The following is an 18521-nucleotide window of genomic DNA, read 5'->3' as shown; positions in this document are numbered from 1 at the left end:
TGCGACAATGACCGGACCGCACTGCGATGGCCAAGGAGGTCGGCGACCACGTGTCCGGTTCCGCAAGCAACAGCGCCAACGGGCCTGTTCTCGTTGTCGACTACGGCGCCCAGTACGCCCAGCTGATCGCTCGGCGCGTGCGCGAGGCGCAGGTCTACTCCGAGGTCGTGCCGCACGACACCCCGGTGTCCGAGATCGCCTCCCGCAATCCCGCGGCGATCGTCCTCTCCGGTGGCCCCTCCAGCGTCTACGCCGACGGTGCGCCGCAGGTGGATCCGGAGCTGTTCAACGCCGGGGTACCGGTGTTCGGCATCTGCTACGGATTCCAGGCGATGACCGCCGCGCTCGGCGGCACCGTCGAGCACACCGGCACCCGCGAGTTCGGCCGCACCGAGGTCGAGATCAGCGGTGACGGAGGCCGGCTGCACAACGACCTGCCCGGTCACCACCCGGTGTGGATGAGCCACGGCGACTCGGTCAGCAAGGCGCCTGAAGGCTTCCAGGTCACCGCGGGCACCAAGGACACCCCGGTCGCCGCGTACGAGAACGTCGAGCGCCGGCTCGCGGGCGTGCAGTACCACCCCGAGGTCGTGCACTCCCCGCACGGCCAGGAGGTCCTGCGCCGCTTCCTGCACGAGATCGCCGGGGTCCGCCCGCAGTGGACGACCTCGTCCATCGTCGACGACACCGTCGCCGCGATCCGCGAGCAGGTCGGCGACCGCCGCGCGATCTGCGGCCTCTCCGGCGGTGTGGACTCCGCCGTCGCGGCCGCGCTCGTGCAGCGCGCCATCGGTGACCAGCTGACCTGCGTGTTCGTCGACCACGGACTGCTGCGCGCGGGTGAGCGGGCGCAGGTCGAGCGGGACTTCGTCGCCGCCACCGGCGTCCGTCTCGTGACCATCGACGCCGTCGACCGGTTCATGGGCGCGCTCGCCGGGGTCACCGACCCCGAGGAGAAGCGCAAGGTCATCGGTCGCGAGTTCATCCGCGTCTTCGAGCAGGCCGCCCGCGATCTGCAGGCCGAGGCCGGTGCCGAGGGCGACCACATCGACTTCCTGGTGCAGGGCACCCTCTACCCGGACGTCGTGGAGTCCGGCGGCGGTTCGGGCGCGGCCAACATCAAGAGCCACCACAACGTCGGCGGGCTCCCCGAAGACCTGCAGTTCTCACTGGTCGAGCCGCTGCGCGCGCTGTTCAAGGACGAGGTCCGCCGGGTCGGCCTGGAACTGGGCCTGCCCGAGACGATCGTGCACCGGCAGCCGTTCCCCGGCCCGGGCCTGGGCATCCGCATCATCGGTGAGGTCACCCCGGGTCGGCTGGAGACGCTGCGCGCCGCCGACGCCATCGCTCGCGAGGAGCTCACCGCCGCCGGCCTGGACCGCGACATCTGGCAGTGCCCGGTGGTGCTGCTGGCCGACGTCCGCTCCGTCGGCGTGCAGGGCGACGGCCGCACCTACGGCCACCCGGTCGTGCTGCGGCCGGTGTCCAGCGAGGACGCGATGACCGCGGACTGGACCCGGTTGCCCTACGACGTCCTGGAGCAGATCTCCACCCGCATCACCAACGAGGTTCCCGACGTGAACCGGGTGACGCTGGACGTCACGTCCAAGCCGCCAGGCACCATCGAGTGGGAGTGAGCTCCTCCGAGCACTCCGCGGTCCTGCTGCTCAGCGGTGCGGGTAGCCGAACCTGATGCGCCTGCTGGCTCCCAGAGCCGGGACTTGAGCACTTCCAACGTGAGAGGGCCCCTTTGACCAGGTCAAAGGGGCCCTCTCACATTGGACGTCAGTGCCTCACTGCTCGACCTTGACCCAGTCGACGAGGTAGCGGGCAGTGCCTGCCTTGACCTTGTCGACGCTCTCCTGCGGGAGGCCCGGGTAGGGCTCGGTGACGCCGTTGACGCCCTGCGGGTACTGGCCGCCCAGGGCGAAGTTCAAGATCATGAACTGCGGGTCGTCGAAGACCCAGGTCCAGCCGTTGCTGTCGAACTCCTGCCTGGTGACCTGGTAGGTCTGGGTGTCGTCGAGGAAGAAGGTGAAGCCCTCCGGCGTCCAGTCCACCCGGTAGGTGTGCCAGTCGGCCGGGTCCTTGCCCTCGAAGTTCTGCTGGTGGGTGATCGGCGTGTTGCCGTTGTACTCGGGTCCGTGCATGGCCGAGCTCGTCCACGGCTCGCCGACGTGCTCCATCACGTCGACCTCGCCGCACGCCGGCCACGGCTTGCCCTCGTTGATGCTGGTGCCCAGCGACCAGAAGGCGGGCCACAGACCGGAGGCCGTGGCGTTCTCCGGCAGCTTGATGCGCGCGGAGTAGCTGCCGTAGGTGAACTCGTACTTGTCCTCGGTCTTCACCCGGCCCGACACGAAGTCGTAGGTGCCGCCGTCGGGGGCCTGGAAGCCCTGCTTGAAGCGCGGGTGCAGCGCCAGAGCGCCGTTCTGGGCACCGGTGCCACCGTCGTGGTCGATGTAGATCGTCTCAGGCGAGTCGACGTACGCCTGCTGCTCGTTGTTGACGGTGCCGAAGTTCTCGCCCGTCACCTCGACCTGCCACTTCGAGCGGTCGAGCTCGCTTCCGGAGAAGTCGTCGAAGAAGACCTCGGCGCGTGGCTTGACGTCCTTCGGCGCCTCGCTCGGGTTCGCCGCGGCGGCGGACGGCAGCGAGACGAACAGGGCGAGCACGGCACCGCCGGCGAGCACGCGGTTCCTGGTCATGGCAGCTCCTTGCGGGGATTGTGGGGAGCAACGCTGTTCGGATCGATCAAGTCCGAAGTATCAGCAGACCGGCACCGCACCCGGGGGGTGTTGGCGTGTTTTGGAAGAGCGCAGATCGGCGTTTGGAGCAGGAGGGGGGAAAATTCCCGGAGGATCCCGCCCTCGGCCGCGAAAAACGCGGTGCAACTGGCAATCTCACTCGCTGCGCTTGCGCAGGGAGATGACCAGCAGGGCGATTCCCACGAGCACTGCGGCGCTGGCCAGTATCCACTGCAACTGGCTCTCCAGGTCGAGCGCGACGGCGGCCGCGATGATCGCCGACATGGTGCCCGCGATCAGCAGGATCGGGTCGGGTCCGTCGTAGGGCTTGCTCTCGTCAGTCACGGATGACCTCCACGTTTCCGGTGCCCGCCGTCGCGGTGAGCACGATCTCGCCGCCGCCGGGACCGTCCTGGCCCTGGTCGGTGATCGCCTGGTGCAGGTCCCGACCGTTGGCGTACCGGTTCAAGCAGTTGACCTCGCCCACGTCGGCGCCGCACTCAGCCCGAACATCCACAGTGGACGGAACTCGGACCTGGACGTGACCCGCGCCCACGTTGGCGCTGGTGTGCACGACCTGCCCGCTGCTGATCTGCAACTGGGACAGGTCGAGGTCGATCGTTCCGGCGGAGCGGTCGTAGTTCGGGGACAACTCGGAGATCGAGGTGGGGGCGAACCGCACGTCGCCGACGCTGAAGTCCGCGACGTCCATGTCGCTGATGCGGTCCTGGTGCACCACCGAGGCGAGCAGGGCGATCATCGTCAGCGGCACGGCGATCACGATCGGCCAGCGGCCCACGCGCAGGAACGCGCCGATCACCATCGCCACGCCCAGCAGCCCGAGCGCGGTCGCCAGCACGAAGTAGGCCGGTGCGCCCGACGACGCGATGACCGCCGTGCACACGAACGTGACGAGCAGCGCGGCCGGGTTGTACCAGCGGAAGCGTCGGTGCTGGGGTTGCGGCGGTTCGGGTTCGTGCGGTTCTGGGAGGTCCCACGCGAACGGCGCGGCTCCCAGCGGATCCCACGCGGGCGGGGTCTGCTGCTGCGGGGCCACGCCCGGGTAGACCCAGGTGTTCTCGCCGGTCGGCGTGGCCTGCGGCGGTGGGTTCTCGGTCCCGGTTACCTGGCGGTCGCCCTGGTTGCGGTGCAGGAAGTACAGCGCGATCGGACCCGCGGCCAGCCCCAGCACCGCCATCGAGTTGATCATCCACAGCATCCCGGGGAACAGCAGCACCACCAGCACGGCCGCGATCCAGGTCCTGGTGGGTTCGCGGCGCGGCGTCGTCTGACCGGGCAGCGGCGCGGTCTCCTTCGGGAACAGCAGCCAGCCCAGCATGTACAGGACGATCCCGGCGCCGCCGTAGCAGGTGAGCACCACGAAGGAGACGCGCACGAGGATCGGGTCGACGCCGTAGCGCCGCCCGATCGCCGCCGACACACCGGCCGCCTTGCTCCCGGCGGTCGGGCGGACGGGCCGGGTGGCCCAGAAGTCGCGCACGGTGGCCTCGACACCACCGGCTTGCTGCGTGCTGTTCATACCGACCACTATCCGATCCGGCGTGGTCCGCGGGTATCGGGGACGCCCCTGAATGCGACCCGGAACAGCCCCGCTCCCGGGTTTGTCAGGGCAGTCCCTGATGCCTGGCGGCCCTCGACCGTGTGACCATCGATGACGTGATGGCCCCCGACGAGAAGACTCCGCGCGCCCAGCGCGAGGTGAACCCGCTGCGGACCGACCGGCTGAACGTAGTGAGTCCCTCCGCCGACGAGGTGCACCCCGCTCACCCGCCGCTGCGCCGGACTCGCGACGGGCGGCTGCTGGCCGGGGTGTGCGCGGGCGTTGCCGAGCACTTGGGCGTTCGGGTGCTGTGGGTGCGGATGACTTTCGCGATCCTCTCGGCCCTGGGCGGTGCCGGAATCCTCGCCTACGCGCTGCTGTGGGTGTTCGTGCCGCAGGGCGGCGGCTCGCGCCCGGCCACGAGGCAGGAGTGGCAGCAGGGCTTCGGGATCGTGCTGCTCGGCGTCGGTGCGCTCGTCGCCTTCGGCGCCGTGCTGTCGATGCCGGCCTGGTTGACCGTGCCACTGGTCGTCGCCCTGGTGGGCGCGGCCGTGGTGTGGCGGGAGGCCGACGACTCCCAACGCCGCCGTTGGCGGCAGGGGGCCCGTTCCGGGGTCGCGGGTGCCCTGCTGGGATCGGGTGCGCGCAGCGCCTGGATCCGCGTCCTGTCCGGCGCCGTGCTGGTGGTGCTCGGCATGGCGTTGCTGGTGGGCAGCACGAGCTCGCTGGACGCGCTGCCGACCGGGCTGCTCGCCTCCGGCGCCACGCTGGTCGGGGTCGCCGTGCTCACCGTGCCCTGGTGGGTGCGCCTGGTGCGCGACCTCAACGTCGAGCGGGCCAGCCGCATCCGTTCCCAGGAGCGCGCCGAGATCGCCGCGCACCTGCACGATTCGGTGCTGCAGACGCTGGCGCTGATCCAGAAGCAGGCCGAATCCGAGCGCGAGGTGCGCAGGCTCGCCCGGGGGCAGGAGCGCGAGCTGCGCGGCTGGCTCTACGGCCCGGACGGCTACGGAGCCGAGACCGAGGTGGCGAGCAAGGGGACCTTCGCCGCCGAGGTGGCGCGGATCTGCGGTGAGGTCGAGGACCACTTCGCGATCACCGTGCAGCAGGTCGTCGTCGGGGACTGCGAGGTCGACGACCGGCTCACCGCCCAGCTCAACGCGACCCGGGAGGCGCTGGTCAACGCGGCCAAGCACGCCGGGGTCAGCGAGGTCAGCGCCTACGCGGAGGTCGAGCCGGAAGTGGTGTCGGTGTTCGTGCGCGACCGCGGTGCCGGGTTCGACCCGGATGCCGTTCCCGACGACCGGCACGGGCTGGCAGATTCGATCCGCGGCCGCGTGCAGCGGCACGGCGGGGAGGTCACGGTGCGCACCTCGCCCGGTCAGGGCACCGAGGTGGTCATGGAAATGCCCAGGTCGGCGGCGTGAAGCGCAGTCTGCCATGGAAACGACGTTGCGGAGGATGTTGTGACCGGTGAAGCCGCTGAGGAGTCCCGCCCGGTCCGGGTGTTCCTCGTCGATGACCACGCGCTGTTCCGCGCCGGGGTGCGCGCCGAGCTCGCTGCCGCCGACGCCGTCGAGGTGGTTGGCGAGGCGGGTTCGGTCGCCGAGGCGGTGGCCGGGATCGGCCACTACCGGCCCGAGGTGGTGCTGCTCGACGTCCACATGCCCGACGGCGGCGGTGCCGAAGTCCTCCGGCAGGTCCGCGCCCAGTCCGGTGACGACAAGAGCGAGATCGTCTTCCTGGCCCTGTCTGTCTCCGACGCGGCCGAAGACGTCATAGCGGTCATCCGGGGCGGAGCCCGCGGTTACGTCACCAAGACCATCTCCGGCCGCGAGCTGGTGGAGGCGATCTCCCGGGTGAAGGCCGGGGACGCGGTGTTCTCGCCGCGCCTGGCCGGTTTCGTCCTCGACGCCTTCTCCGAGGGCCCGAACGCGGCCCCCGTCGGTGACCCCGAGCTGGACCTGCTCACCCGGCGGGAGCGGGAGGTCCTGCGCCTGCTGGCGCGCGGTTACGCGTACAAGGAGATCGCCTCGGAGCTGTTCATCTCGGTCAAGACCGTGGAGACCCACGTCTCCAGCGTGTTGCGCAAGACCCAGCTCTCCAACCGCTACGAGCTCTCCCGCTGGGCCTCGGACCGGCGTCTCGTCTGAGCCTCCGAGTTCCAGCTCCGCGCCGTGCGGGTGGCGGAACCTGGAGCGCCCCGCCTGGCTCCGGGCGCCACTCCTGGTGCACGCCCACACGGCGCCTCAGGACCCGCGGCGGTGCAGCCGGGAGCGGGCTCGCGGCTGCACCGCTCGCAGGTCGCTACTTCATCGGGTGGTTCGTGGCGAGGTCGGCGTAGAGGCGCGAGGCTCGGTCGAAGGCCGTCCGGGCGCGGGCGGCGATCGAGGGGCCTGAGCTCGTGCGGTGGGTCAGGGCGACGCCGGCCAGGACCACGGCCATGCCGAGCAGCACCCGGAGCGGCAGCTGCTCGTCGAGCAGGAGCCAGCCGAGCAGCACCGAGAAGATCGGCATGATGTAGGTGACGGTGGAAGCCGTGGTGGCTCCTTCGTCACCGATCAGCCGGTAGTTCAGCGCGAAGCCGATGCCCGTGCCGACGACGCCGAGGGCGAGGACGGCCAGCAGCGCCACCGGATCCCAGTGCACCACCCGCAGCCCGTCGATCGGCAGCGCGAGCAGCGAGAACCCGATCGCGGCGGTGAGCTGCATGCTCGCCAGCGCCAGCGGTGGCGTGCCCCGCCCCGTGATGAACCGTCCTGTGTAGACGAAGCCGATGCCGTAGCTCGCCGACGCGGCGATGCACGCGAGCACGCCCCAGCCGAGCGTTCCGCCGCCCTGCCAAGGGGCGAAGATGACCAGCACACCGAGGAATCCGATCAGCAGCCCGGCGGCGCGACGCGGTGGCAGCGCCTCGCGTCCGGCCAGCAGTCCGAACAGCACCGTCCACAGTGGTGTCGTCGCGTTGAGGACGCCTGCCAGCCCTGACTCGACGCTCTGCTCGCCGACGGCCAGCAGCACCCACGGCAGCGCGTTGGCGAACACGGCGGCGACGGCGATGTGCCGCCACAGGTCCCGGTCGCGCGGGATGCGCAAGCCGCGCACCGCGCAGATCGCCAGCAGGGTCAGCGCTCCCAGCACGATGCGGCCCAGCGCGATCTGCGTCGGCGACAGGGCTTCGAGTCCGAGCTTGATCAGCAGGAAGCTCGCTCCCCAGAAGAGCGCGAGCGCGCCCAGTCGCACATAGCTGGTCGGGTTGTTCATCGGCGCTCCCGCGTGCCGTCGGGTTGTTGGATCCAGCCTGCAAAAGCAGAGACGTAAGGACAAGCGAATTAATCTCAACGAACCATTAAGGTTTGCTGTATCGTCGGGTGCGTGCTCGACGTCAGGCGGATGCAAGTCCTGCGCGCGGTGGTCACCAGCGGTTCGGTGAGCGCCGCCGCGTCCAACCTCGGGTTCACCCCTTCAGCGATCAGCCAGCAGCTGTCCACGCTGGAGAAGGAAGCCGGGACCCCGCTGCTGGAGAAGGCCGGTCGCGGCCTGCGCCCCACCCCGGCGGGCACGCTGCTGGCCGAGCGGGCGGGGCAGATCTCCGAGGTGCTCAACGAGACCGAGGTCGAGCTCGCCGACATCCGCGCGGGCCGGACCGGGCTGCTGCGCGTGCGGTTCTTCACCACCGCTGCGGTCGGCCTGATCCCGCAGGCGGTCGCCAAGTTCCGCGCCGAACATCCCGAGGTGCAGCTGGACCTGCAACTGCAGGAGGAGGACCTGCTCGACGACGTCGTCGCAGGCGAGGCGGACCTGGCGGTCATCGTGCTCGGCGACTCGGTGCCGCAGCGGCACGGCGTTCGGCTGGTGCACCTGGCCGACGACCCGTACCGAGTGGTGTTGCCCTGCTCCCACCCGCAGGTCGAGCACGACAGCGTCGACATGGCGAAGCTGGCCGACGACTCCTGGATCAACAGCGCGGTGACCAGCGGCGGGATCTGCTCGCGGCTGCTGCGGAACGCCTACGCCAGCGCCGGTTTCACCCCGCGCGTCGCACTGGAGACCGACAGCACCTACTCCGCGCAGAGTTTCGTCGCGGCGGGCCTGGGCGTCGCCCTGGTGCCGCAGCTGGGGCTGAACGTGGTGCACCCGGACGTGGAGATCCGGGCGGTCACCAACCCGGAGCCGGTCCGCCGCCTCCACGTCGCCGTCCGGGAAGCCGTCGCCGACCTGCCCGCTGCGAGGTCCCTGATCGACTGCTTGGCCGAGACCGCGGTCGTGGGCTGATCAGCTCCGGTTGTCGGTGTTGATGAGGGCGTCTCCGTCGGTGTTGGCGACCATGCCGAGGACGTGCATCTCGGTGGTCTTCTTGCCGTCCTTGGTGAACTGGAGGGTGACCACGACGTTGGCGCCGGACTGCACCGGCTCACCGATGATCTTGACGTCGTCGATCTGCTTCCAGAACGCCTGGTAGCGCTCCTTGCCCTGCGACTGGAGGCTCGGCCCGAGCAGCTCCCAGGCTTCGTCGAGGTCCTTGGGCACCAGCTTGTAGTACTTCTTGACCGTGGAGACCAGCTCTTCCTTGGTCACCTGCTTGTTGGTGCTCGTCGCGCTCGACGTCGGGGCATGACTGCTCGTCGGTGCCGCCGACTTCTTGGTCGTCTGCGTCGCCGAGGTCGTCGGCGCGGGCGGCGAAACCGGTGGCGGCACGGGGGCGGACGACGGGGTGCCCTGGCTCTGCGAGCCGGAGCCGAAGGCGTTCGCGGCGAGCACGCCCACCAGGATCGCCACCACGATCGCCACGATCCACAGCACGACCTGCTTGCCACCGCGACGCGGCGGAGCGGCGGCGGCCACCGGACCGGCGGCACTGACGCGGGTGGGCGGGTTCCCGCCGCCACCCATGCCCTGGTGCGCCATCATCGCCCCGCCGTGCGGCGAGGTCGGCGCGGGAGCCTGCTGCTGGCGCTGCCAGCCCGCACCGGCGCCCGGGGCCGCGTTGGGCACCGGTCGGCCGTCGAGCACGGCCTGCAGCAGGTCGCGGGTGTGCGCCATCGTCGGCCGGTCGACCGGGTCGGGGCACAGCATCTGCATCAGCACCGGGGTCATCGGCCCGGCCTGGCGCGGCGGTTCGAACTGGCCGCGCGCGACCCGGTGCAGCAGGCTGATCGCGTTCTCGTCGGTGCCGAACGGCGGGCCGCCCTCGATCGCCGCGTACAGCGTCGAACCCAGCGAGAACACGTCCGAAGCGGGTGCCGGGTCGCGGCCCAGCGCTACCTCCGGCGCCAGGTAGGCGGGAGTGCCTGCGAGGATGCCGCTCTTGGTGACCGCTACGTCGCCGATGGCGCGCGAGATGCCGAAGTCGGTGATCTTGGCGAGGTCGTTCTCGCCGAGCAGGATGTTGCCCGGCTTGAGATCCCGGTGGACGATGCCGGCCATGTGCGCGGCGGCGAGCGCCCCGGCCACCTGGACGGCGATGCGGGCCACCCGCATCGGCGGCTGCACGCCCTGCTCGTCTATGACCGCGGCCAGGCTCGTCGAGGGCAGGTACTCCATGACCAGCACCGGTTGGCCCTCGTCCTCGGCCACGTCGAACACCACGATGGCGTTCTGGTGCTGGAGGCGGGCGGCGATGCGACCCTCGCGCATCGACCGCTGACGTGCTTCCTCGGTCTCTTCGGGGGTGTAACCGGGTTGCAGCAGCAGTTGCTTGACGGCGATCGTGCGGTGGAGGCGCTCGTCCACGGCCTTCCACACCACGCCCATGGCGCCGCTACCGATCTTTTGCTGCAAGCGGTACCGGCCCGCGATCAAACGACCTTCGGCGCTCACCGGTGTCTCCTGGTACTGGCTCGCCCGGCGGGGCTCGCCTGTCTAAGGACTGCCTGATTTTTCGTTTGCACTGAGGACGGAACGACTCCCCGCTGCCGGCTTCACCCGACGGTGTCACGCCCGCAACCACGTTACTGGGCCGCGTGTTCCAGGCGGCACCCCGGGGCCGCAATGCGCCCGCGGCCGGGGCGCTCACCTGTCGATGAGCACTCCGGCCGCGGGACTTCCGACCTGGATCGGGTCTACCTCACTGCGTGGTGACGCTACCGCTCTGGGTGGTGCTGGTCCGGGTCGGCCGCTGCGAGGTCGTCGCGTCGTCGCTCGACGTCGGCTCGCTGCGGGTGGACGTCGGTTCCTCGACGGAGGTGGGCGTCTCCTGGGACGAGCTCTGCGTCTCCCGCGTGGAGGTGCGGGTCTGCTTGGTGCTCGTCTCCTCCTCGCTCGTGGTCTCCGGCGGCGGGACGGGAACCTGCGGGGCTTCCGTCTGCTGGTTGGCGGGCCGCTGCGGCGGCGCTTCCGGCCCCCGCAGCGCCGACGTGACCAGCACCGCGATCACCGCGACGGCGACCAGCGCGATCGCCGAGATGATCACCGGGCGCTTGCTGCGCCGGGGCTCCTCGTAGGCGGCCGAGTCGGCACGCGTGTCGGCGCCCATGTAGGACGTGGCGTCCTCGTAGGGCCGCTCGGAGTACGGGTCGTCCTCGTAGTAGGCGACCGTGGTGCCTGCTGCGGCGCCCGAGCCCATCACGCTCGTCGCGTTGTCCGGGGCCTCCGGTGCCAGCGCGGGCGGGATCGGCGCGGCCATCGTGGGGATGGAGTTCACCGAGCCGCCGTCGGCCACGGCCTGCAGCATCTCGCGGGACTGCGCCATGTCCGGGCGGTCCTGCACGCGGGCGGCCATCATCGCCATCAGCGGTTGGGCCATGGGGCCCGCCTGCTGCGGCGGCTCGATCTTGCCCGCGGCCACGGCGTGCAGCAGCGCCAGCGTGTTCTCGTTGAGACCGAACGGCGGGTGGCCCTCGATGGCGGCGTAGAGCGTGGCTCCGAGGGAGAACACGTCCGAGGCCGGGGTCGGCTCCTGGCCCATCGCCACGTCCGGCGACAGGTAGGCGGGCGTCCCGGCGAGCATGCCGGTCTTGGTGACCTGCACGTCGCCCTGAGCTCGCGAGATGCCGAAGTCGGTGATCTTCACCTGGCCGTTGTCGCCGAGCAGGATGTTGCCCGGCTTGATGTCGCGGTGCACCACACCGGCGGCGTGCGCGGCACCGAGAGCCGACGCGACCTCCGCCCCGATCCGCGCGACCTCGCGCGGCGGCAGCGGGCCGTGGTCGGACATCATCGCTGCCAGGCTCGTCGACGGCAGGTACTCCATGACGAGGACCGGCTGCCCCTCGTCCTCGGCCACGTCGTACACCGAGATCGCGTTCGAGTGCTGGAGCCGGGCCGCGATCCGGCCCTCTCGCATTGCCCGTTGCCGCGCTTCCTCGGCTTCTCCCGGATCAAGACCGGGCTGCAACAGCAACTGCTTGACCGCAACGGTGCGGTGCAGGCGCTCGTCAACACACTCCCACACCACGCCCATCGCGCCACTGCCGATGCGTCGCTGCACCCGGTAGCGTCCGGCGACCAGGCGACCTTCGTCGCTCACCGACGTCTCCCCGTACTGCTATCGATGCCCAGCGGCGGCCGCTCCCCGGGGGATCCCGGACGTTGCCCCACCGAACACCGGCGGATTAGGCGGACCGGCTTTGGCCCCCCACAAGTACACGTTCAAAGCACGACTCGGGTTGCTACCGAACCGCGATACGGCAGCCTAGCCGACGCCGTGTGGGCGTAGGCCCGAAGTCGAAAAGATCGGTAGGACCGGTTTCGAGGCTACGCCGCCCGCGCCTGAGGCCGCGGTGATCCGGGCCCGTCTCACAGGCGTTTTGGCTGGTGGTCCGGCTCCGGGCCGGGGGCGCCCCGGGTTCGTGACCCGCAGCGCCTACCGGCTCACGCCACGGTACCGGCGGTGCCGGTCCCGACGGGACCGGGTCGGCATGGGTGCGGGGTCGTTGCCGCATTGTTGTGCTCCTCAGCCGGGCTGGAGCTGTCGTGCGCTGCGCAACTCGGCGGAGACGATGCGCGGCAGCGGGCCCGGCGAGACGTGCAGGTGATGGTCCAGCAGCACCCGGCGGCCGCCCGGGTAGACCGCCTCCACCTGGGCGTGCACCGAACCGTCCGGCTCCATCCGCAGCTCGTTGAGCCGCACCGCGTCGACCGCGCTCCACGCGCGGGTGAGCTCCGTCGCCTGCCCGAGCTCGGGTGCGAGCAGTTCACCGATCCGGTCCGGGGAGTCCTGCGCGCGACCGTAGAAGTCCCTGACGAGGCGCAGCGCGGTGCTCGCGCTGCCCGCTGCTGGGTTGGCCAGGTGGGTGTCTTCCGGTTCAGCGGCGGAGGCGTTGCCGCCACCCTCCGCGGCCGCGGCGAAACCGCCGTTGCCGACGAAGGGCCAGGCCGCTTCGAGCACCAGGTCGGGGCGCAGCGCTGGGACGCCGCTGATCGCGGCGGCGGAGTGGCTGGGACGGGGGAGCTGCGCGGGCTTGGCCATGATCAGCGCAGCGGCTCCGGCGGCGGAGATCAGCAGCAGCAGGCCGAGCGTGGTGAGCACGCCCAGGCCGCCCTGCTGACTGCGGGTGGGCGCGGCTTCGGAGTCGGCGAGCTCGTCGGCCAGGCCTGCCTGCTCGGGGGTCTGCGGGCCGCGGCGGATCAGCTCGGCGACCGTGACGGTCTGGTCGAAGGCGGTGCGCTCCCTGGCGTGCTCCACGGCGTGAAGAGGTACCCGCCTTCCGCCCGAATGGGAAGGTTTCCCAAATAGATCACCGGAAGGGATGGCCACGAAGATCACGAACGGAGCAGCGGCTTACGGTCCGTGGTCGCTGCGTGCCCCCACCGGCGTCGACTTCGTTCGTGACTCCAGGGTTCACCTCGAGTCGAATTCCTCTGGCAGCGCCCTACCGCCTGTCTAGCATCAGCGGTGTACCTGCGTATCCACAGGTGGAAAGGGGTTGAGCATGTCCGAGGCCACCGACATCCAGCAGAAGATGTTCGACCTGGTGCGCGAACACGACTTGAACGGGCTGCGGCAGCTCTACCACGACGACTACGTCTACCTCGACGCTGAAGGGGAGCAGCCAGGAGCGGATGCCGGCATCGCAGTCGCCGACAAGTACAAGACTGCGTTTCCCGACCTGACGTTCGAGAACCGCAGCACTCTCGCGTGTGGGGACGACGTCGCGGTCCGGGAACTCACGGTACGGGGCACGCACGAGAACGAGCTTGACGGGATCGCGCCAACGGGGAGGAAGATCGAGGTCCTCGTGTGCAACATCGTCGAGATCCGGGACGGCAAGATCTACCGCGAACGTGAGTACTACGACAACTACAGCGTCCTGCGGCAGCTGGGCGCGATTTCCGACACCTGAGTGACAACGCTGGTGGGTCATCAGCGAGCACCGGGTCGACCGACTCCATGACCCACCATCCGTCGCGACTCCGGGTGTGGGTCTGGTGAGCTCCAGGAGTATCGCTCCAGCCAGCCGGCCTTTCGGTAGCAGGCGCGCTGAGAACGACGATCAACCGCGTTCGAGCAGGTCGCAGAGGCGCGATCCGGTGCGTGCCGGCAAGGCGCAGATGCGGCTACGCCACGGCGGTCGGCAAGCCGCTGCGAAGCTCGGCGCTGGCGACGGTGATGTCGTGGCGTTCGTGTGGTCGTGCCAGTCTTCCAAGTCCGGGATGACCCGTACTGCGACATCGTCCGGGCTGCCCCGCTCACGCCGAGTGTGCTGGGCGGACGTCCCCCAGTTCGAGGAATCGGTGCTGGCGCGAGGTGCTCAGGCCGGTCGGCCACCAGGAGGCATGTCGATCGCGGTCGGGCCAGAGCACGCCCGCGGCGCCGGGCTGCTCCATCTCAGCTTCGACAGCCCCGACCTCGATCCGGGAATCGGCCGGCGGTCAGGAGACCCGCTCGTCCGACGAGATCATCGGGCTTTCGGCCATCTCGTAGCGCAGCACGCGGCGCTCCATGCGTTCCGAGCCGTCCGGCAAGGTCAGCCGCAGGGTGTGCGCGGTGCTCGTCGGCGTCGCGTAGACCTGCAGGACCTCGATCCGCGTCGCGTAGGAGTAGCGGGCCGCGAAGGATTCGTAGCCCTCGGCGCGCAGCGCGCCGGTGGTCATCGCGTACGCGCCGGGCAGGTCGCCGCTGGAGATCGCGCCGTAGTACTGCTCGCTGGTGCGCTGCATGCCCTCGGTGTCGGTCAGCTGCAACAGCTGCGGCGCCTCGGTGGTGGGCGGCCTGCTCGTGCCGGGAGGTGTCCCGGTGCCTGGCGCTCCGCTGCCGGGCGTGCCGGGCTCCTCGTCGTCGGCGGGCTCGTCGGCGGGCTCGTCCCCGGCGTGCTCGCCGGGCGCGGTCGGCTCGGGCGTTCCGGTCGGCGGCACCCCAGGGGCCAGCTGGTTCGGCCTGCCCGATGATGTGGAGGTGCTGCTCGCGACCGACGGCCGCGTCGGGTCACCGGTCAGGAAGTAGGGATCGCGTGACAGCGGCGGGTACGAGCCGCCGCGCGGCATGCTCGGCAGCTCCAGGCCCTCGATGTGGGTCGTGTGGTGGTTGGACACCAGCGCCGTGGCGAACACCAGGCCGCCCAGTGCGGCCACCGATGAGGCGATCGCGAACCACGCCGCGCGTCGCCAGCTCGGAGGCGGGGTGACCGAGGCGGGCACCATGCCGAGGTCGAACTTGTGCAGCCCGCCCACCGGCGCGGTGTCGGTCAGCGGATCGATCACCACGCGGGGCGGTGGTTCCTCGGGCCCGGTCCGCTGCGGCGGGATCTGCGCCCCCGCCGCGCTGGGGTCGGTCCTGCGGTGGCGACCCGGAGCCGGGTCCTGCCCCGCGGACGGTGTCGGTGCCGGCGGCGGCCAATCGAGTCGGCCGCTCCAGCCGATGGTTCTGCCGCTGTGCATCGGAGGTCTCGACTTTCTGCAACCCGCAATTGGTTCACGGCGAGCTTCGCGTCGGTGAGATCGGTGCTCCGAACGGCGCTCTTGATGCGCCGAACAGGTGATATCACCGCACGACCACTCGAACGAACGTCACCGAAAGACGGACCGGGGATGCGGAAGCGATCACGAGTTGCACGGCTGCGCGCGAGCGGCGGAGGCGAGGGTCGTGAGCCCACCCCTGGGACCGGCCACCGCGGGCTCTGAGACGTCCGCTGGCGAGGACGTCACCTGGGGCAAGCGCGGCATGCAGAGGCGCGGCGCCCGGGTTGCAGGCGCGGCGCAGCGAAGCGTCAGAAATCACCCTCGCGGAAGCGGCTCTGCGTGCTCTGGAGCGCCTTGAGCGAGCCGACGCCACCACCGAGGCCGAGCAGGGTCGCGAAGACGTCCGCGCCCGCGGAATCGCCGTTGCTGATCAGCAGCGCCAGCAGCGTCACGCCGAGGCCGACACCGGCGATCGGGTAGCGCTTCTTGGCGAAGTCAGCGGCAGGCTGCCCGCCCGGACGCTTCTTCGCAGCAGAGGTCAGCATCGCCAGATAGCCGGCGTGCCCCGCTGCCGCGATCACCGCGGCGAGCGTCACCAGGAGTGCGACCAGACCGATAACCATGCCCATGGCACCAGTCTGCTCCTTGACGGGGCCTGTCCGATATGGGGGATCCCCCTGATTTGCCGATCGGTTCGAAAAGGTTGTGGATCAAGTCTGGTTCGAGACCGCCGTCACGCCTAGGTTCTGTCGCTATGAGCGAGCGAACGGGTCTCGATCTCAACGGCAAGCGGGTCCTGGTCACCGGGGCCGCGAGCGGCATCGGAGCCGCTCTCACCAGGCGATTCGTCGCGGCGGGAGCCCAGGTGATCGCCGCCGACAAGGCCGCCGACGCCGTCACCGCGCTCGCCGACGAGCTGGGCGCGACGGCCCGGGTGGTCGATCTCGGCGATCCCGGCAACGCCGACGACCTCGGCGATGGCGCTGACGTCGTGATCAACAACGCCGGGTTCCAGCACGTCGCGCCGGTGCAGGAGTTCCCGCCGGAGGTCTTCGCCGCGATCCTGCGCGTGATGGTCGAGTCGCCGTTCCGCATCGTGCGTTCCGCGCTGCCGGGCATGTACCAGCGCGGCTGGGGCCGTGTCATCAACATCTCGTCGGTGCACGGGCTGCGCGCCTCGCCGTTCAAGAGCGCCTACGTCACCGCGAAGCACGCGATCGAGGGCCTGTCCAAGACGATCGCGCTGGAGGGGGCTCCGCACGGCGTCACCGCCAACTGCCTGTGCCCGGGATTCGTGCGCACGCCGCTGGTGGAGCGCCAGGTCGCCGAGCAGGCCCGGCTGCACCGGGTGCCCGAGACGCAGGTCACCGAGGACGTGCTGCTGGCCCGGACCCCGGTGAAGCGGCTGGTCGAACCCGACGAGGTCGCCGAGTTCGCGGCCTGGTTGTGCGGGCCGGGCACCACGTCGATCACCGGCGCCTCGCTGTCCATGGACGGCGGCTGGACGGCGAACTGACCAGGCAAGTCCCGAGGTGAACACCGGCCCGTCAAGGAGGACGCAGCCATGACCACCGAGTCCGCTCCCGCCAGATCTTCGACCACCCGCGTGGTGGTCGCGAGCCTCGTCGGCACCACCGTCGAGTGGTACGACTTCTTCCTCTACGGTTCGGCCGCCGCGCTGGTGTTCAACCAGCTGTTCTTCCCCGCGGGCGATCCGCTGATGGGCACCCTGCTCGCGTTCATCACCTACGCGGTCGGCTTCGTCGCGCGGCCGCTGGGCGGCCTGGTCTTCGGCCACTACGGCGACCGGATCGGCCGGAAGAAGCTGCTGGTCCTCAGCCTGGTGATGATGGGTGGCGCGACGTTCGCGATCGGCCTGCTGCCCACCTACCAGTCGGTGGGGGTGCTGGCCCCGCTGCTGCTCACCGCGTTGCGGTTGATCCAGGGCTTCGCGATCGGCGGTGAGTGGGGCGGTGCGGTGCTCATCGTCTCCGAGCACGGTTCCGCCGAGCGCCGCGGCTTCTGGGCGTCGTGGCCGCAGGCAGGGGTGCCGTTGGGCAACGTCTTCGGCACCGCGGTGCTGGCGGTGCTGGCGGCGGTGCAGTCCGACGAGGCGTTCCTGGCCTGGGGCTGGCGAGTCGCGTTCCTGCTCTCCGGTGTTCTGGTGCTGATCGGGCTGTGGGTGCGGCTGGCCGTCGCCGAGTCGCCGGTGTTCCTGGAGGCGCAGCGCAAGGCAGAGGACAGCGGCGCCGAGCAGAAGCCGCCGATCCTGGAGGTGCTGCGCCACTACCGCAGCGAGGTGCTCACGGCGATGGGCGCCCGGTTCGCCGAGAACGTCGTCTACTACGTGCTGACCTCGTTCGTGCTCACCTACGTGGCCACGTTCCTGGACCTGCCGCGCGGGGTCGCGCTCAACGCCGCGCTGATCGCCTCGGTCCTGCACTTCATCAGCATCCCGATCTGGGGCGCGCTGTCCGACCGGTTCGGCAGGCGGCCGATCTACCTGCTGGGCACGGTCGGCACGGGAGTGTGGGCGTTCTTCTTCTTCACGATGCTCGACACCAAGTCGTTCTGGGTGATCACCTTCGCGACCACCGTGGGCCTGGTGTTCCACGGCGCGATGTACGGGCCGCAGGCGGCGTTCTTCGCGGAGCTGTTCGGCACGCGGGTCCGCTACTCGGGTGCCTCGATCGGTTACCAGCTGGCGTCGATCGTGGCGGGTTCGCTGGCGCCGATCATCGCGACCGCGCTGCTGGCCGCGTTCGACTCCTCGCTGCCGATCTCGATCTACGTGGCGCTGTGCTCGGTGGTCACCCTGGTCGCGGTGCTCCGCGCACCGGAGACCCGGGATCGCGACCTCGCCGCCGACCACGCGGCATGACGGGACCGCGGGCGCCTTCGACCAGGCCGAAGGCGCCCGCGGCGCACGTCAGGAGTGGCCCAGCCGGCCTCGGCCGAGGCGGAGCAGGATCATGGCGATCTCGCGTCCCTCCGGGCCGAGCTCGCGGTAGCGGGCGAGCACGTCCATCTCGCGGTTGTAGACGATGCGCGGGCCGCCCGCGGCCATGCGGGCCTGCCCGACCTGCTGGGAGATTTCGGCCCGGCGCTTGATCAGGCGCAGGATCTCGGCGTCGAGGTGGTCGATCTCTTCGCGGAAGTTGCTGATGGCCTCTGCAGCCCGTTCAGTCGAGGGCTTCTCGGACTGCGGTTGGTCACCGTCCACAGTGGCGTTCATCGGACGTAATCCTCCGGATCCGGCCCCGTTCCCGTCCCGGAACGCGAAACGCCCCGAGTCCGAGGACCCCGGGGCGTCGTAGTGGTATTCGAGCTCACGCAGCTACGGGCGCCGGAGTCCCGGGCCCGTAGAAAAACTC

Annotated in this window: 17 protein-coding genes; 7 read left to right on the top strand and 10 right to left on the bottom strand. The window is 70.3% G+C overall.

Annotation, left to right across the window (positions count from 1 at the left end; all coding sequences use genetic code 11):
* The first annotated feature begins 50 nt into the window (after positions 1-50).
* Positions 51-1637: a glutamine-hydrolyzing GMP synthase gene (guaA, locus tag E1161_RS12445; protein ID WP_235874978.1), complete on the top strand. Its 1587-nt coding sequence runs from the start codon at positions 51-53 to the stop codon at positions 1635-1637.
* Positions 1638-1793: 156 nt separating this feature from the next.
* Here guaA and E1161_RS12440 read toward each other — a convergent pair whose 3' ends face one another.
* From E1161_RS12440 to E1161_RS12430, 3 genes are all read right to left on the bottom strand, one after another.
* Entirely contained in the window at positions 1794-2708 is a 915-nt protein-coding gene (locus E1161_RS12440; RefSeq protein ID WP_132622812.1) for a glycoside hydrolase family 16 protein, read from the bottom strand.
* Between the two features lie 195 nt (positions 2709-2903).
* Positions 2904-3092, bottom strand: a complete 189-nt coding sequence (locus E1161_RS12435; protein WP_132622810.1) for a hypothetical protein — start codon at positions 3090-3092, stop codon at positions 2904-2906.
* The gene (locus tag E1161_RS12430; RefSeq protein ID WP_132622808.1) at positions 3085-4287 is read right to left on the bottom strand and encodes a PspC domain-containing protein; all 1203 of its coding nucleotides are present in this window, start codon (positions 4285-4287) and stop codon (positions 3085-3087) included. Before E1161_RS12430 ends, E1161_RS12435 begins: the two co-directional genes overlap by 8 nt.
* Positions 4288-4409: 122 nt before the next feature.
* Between E1161_RS12430 and E1161_RS12425 the strand changes: the two genes are divergently transcribed.
* Positions 4410-5735, top strand: a complete 1326-nt coding sequence (locus E1161_RS12425) for an ATP-binding protein (protein WP_235874977.1) — start codon at positions 4410-4412, stop codon at positions 5733-5735.
* A 39-nt stretch (positions 5736-5774) separates the two neighbouring features.
* The gene (locus E1161_RS12420; RefSeq protein WP_132622806.1) at positions 5775-6461 is read left to right on the top strand and encodes a response regulator; all 687 of its coding nucleotides are present in this window, start codon (positions 5775-5777) and stop codon (positions 6459-6461) included.
* Positions 6462-6615: 154 nt separating this feature from the next.
* Here E1161_RS12420 and E1161_RS12415 read toward each other — a convergent pair whose 3' ends face one another.
* Positions 6616-7572 carry a DMT family transporter gene (locus tag E1161_RS12415; RefSeq protein WP_132622804.1) on the bottom strand — a complete coding sequence of 319 codons (957 nt, stop codon included), beginning with the start codon at positions 7570-7572 and terminating at the stop codon, positions 6616-6618.
* Positions 7573-7683: 111 nt separating this feature from the next.
* Here E1161_RS12415 and E1161_RS12410 point away from each other — a divergent pair, with 111 nt between their 5' ends.
* Positions 7684-8583 (top strand): LysR family transcriptional regulator, encoded by a 900-nt coding sequence (locus tag E1161_RS12410; protein WP_165939763.1) that lies wholly within the window; start codon positions 7684-7686, stop codon positions 8581-8583.
* Here E1161_RS12410 and E1161_RS12405 read toward each other — a convergent pair whose 3' ends face one another.
* The 3 genes from E1161_RS12405 to E1161_RS12395 all read right to left on the bottom strand — a co-directional run bounded on the left by E1161_RS12405 (position 8584) and on the right by E1161_RS12395 (position 12934).
* Complete coding sequence (locus tag E1161_RS12405) at positions 8584-10128, bottom strand: serine/threonine-protein kinase (RefSeq protein WP_207920205.1); 1545 nt, start codon at positions 10126-10128, stop codon at positions 8584-8586. It lies immediately after the preceding gene.
* A 247-nt stretch (positions 10129-10375) separates the two neighbouring features.
* Positions 10376-11776 carry a serine/threonine-protein kinase gene (locus tag E1161_RS12400; protein ID WP_132622802.1) on the bottom strand — a complete coding sequence of 467 codons (1401 nt, stop codon included), beginning with the start codon at positions 11774-11776 and terminating at the stop codon, positions 10376-10378.
* Positions 11777-12202: 426 nt separating this feature from the next.
* A complete protein-coding gene (locus E1161_RS12395; RefSeq protein ID WP_132622800.1) occupies positions 12203-12934 on the bottom strand; it encodes a hypothetical protein in 732 nt (243 codons plus the stop codon).
* A 247-nt stretch (positions 12935-13181) separates the two neighbouring features.
* On the opposite strand from E1161_RS12395, the gene E1161_RS12390 reads away from it, so the two are divergent.
* Positions 13182-13592 carry an ester cyclase gene (locus tag E1161_RS12390; RefSeq protein ID WP_132622798.1) on the top strand — a complete coding sequence of 137 codons (411 nt, stop codon included), beginning with the start codon at positions 13182-13184 and terminating at the stop codon, positions 13590-13592.
* A 529-nt stretch (positions 13593-14121) separates the two neighbouring features.
* Here the strand turns inward: E1161_RS12390 and E1161_RS12385 are convergent.
* Complete coding sequence (locus E1161_RS12385) at positions 14122-14952, bottom strand: hypothetical protein (RefSeq protein WP_132622796.1); 831 nt, start codon at positions 14950-14952, stop codon at positions 14122-14124.
* 503 nt (positions 14953-15455) lie between these two features.
* Positions 15456-15776, bottom strand: coding sequence for a hypothetical protein (locus tag E1161_RS12380; RefSeq protein ID WP_328591249.1), 321 nt, complete (start codon positions 15774-15776; stop codon positions 15456-15458).
* Positions 15777-15901: 125 nt separating this feature from the next.
* Here E1161_RS12380 and E1161_RS12375 point away from each other — a divergent pair, with 125 nt between their 5' ends.
* Entirely contained in the window at positions 15902-16663 is a 762-nt protein-coding gene (locus E1161_RS12375) for a 3-hydroxybutyrate dehydrogenase (RefSeq protein WP_132622794.1), read from the top strand.
* 48 nt (positions 16664-16711) lie between these two features.
* Entirely contained in the window at positions 16712-18028 is a 1317-nt protein-coding gene (locus tag E1161_RS12370; protein WP_132622792.1) for an MFS transporter, read from the top strand.
* A gap of 48 nt (positions 18029-18076) precedes the next feature.
* Here the strand turns inward: E1161_RS12370 and E1161_RS12365 are convergent, their stop codons facing one another.
* Positions 18077-18382: a chorismate mutase gene (locus E1161_RS12365; protein WP_132622790.1), complete on the bottom strand. Its 306-nt coding sequence runs from the start codon at positions 18380-18382 to the stop codon at positions 18077-18079.
* Positions 18383-18521: the final 139 nt, after the last annotated feature.

This window comes from Saccharopolyspora aridisoli, assembly GCF_004348445.1.
GTDB lineage: Bacteria > Actinomycetota > Actinomycetes > Mycobacteriales > Pseudonocardiaceae > Saccharopolyspora > Saccharopolyspora aridisoli.
Note: the sequence above shows the minus strand (reverse complement) of the source record. Positions and strands in the feature narration are given on the sequence as shown.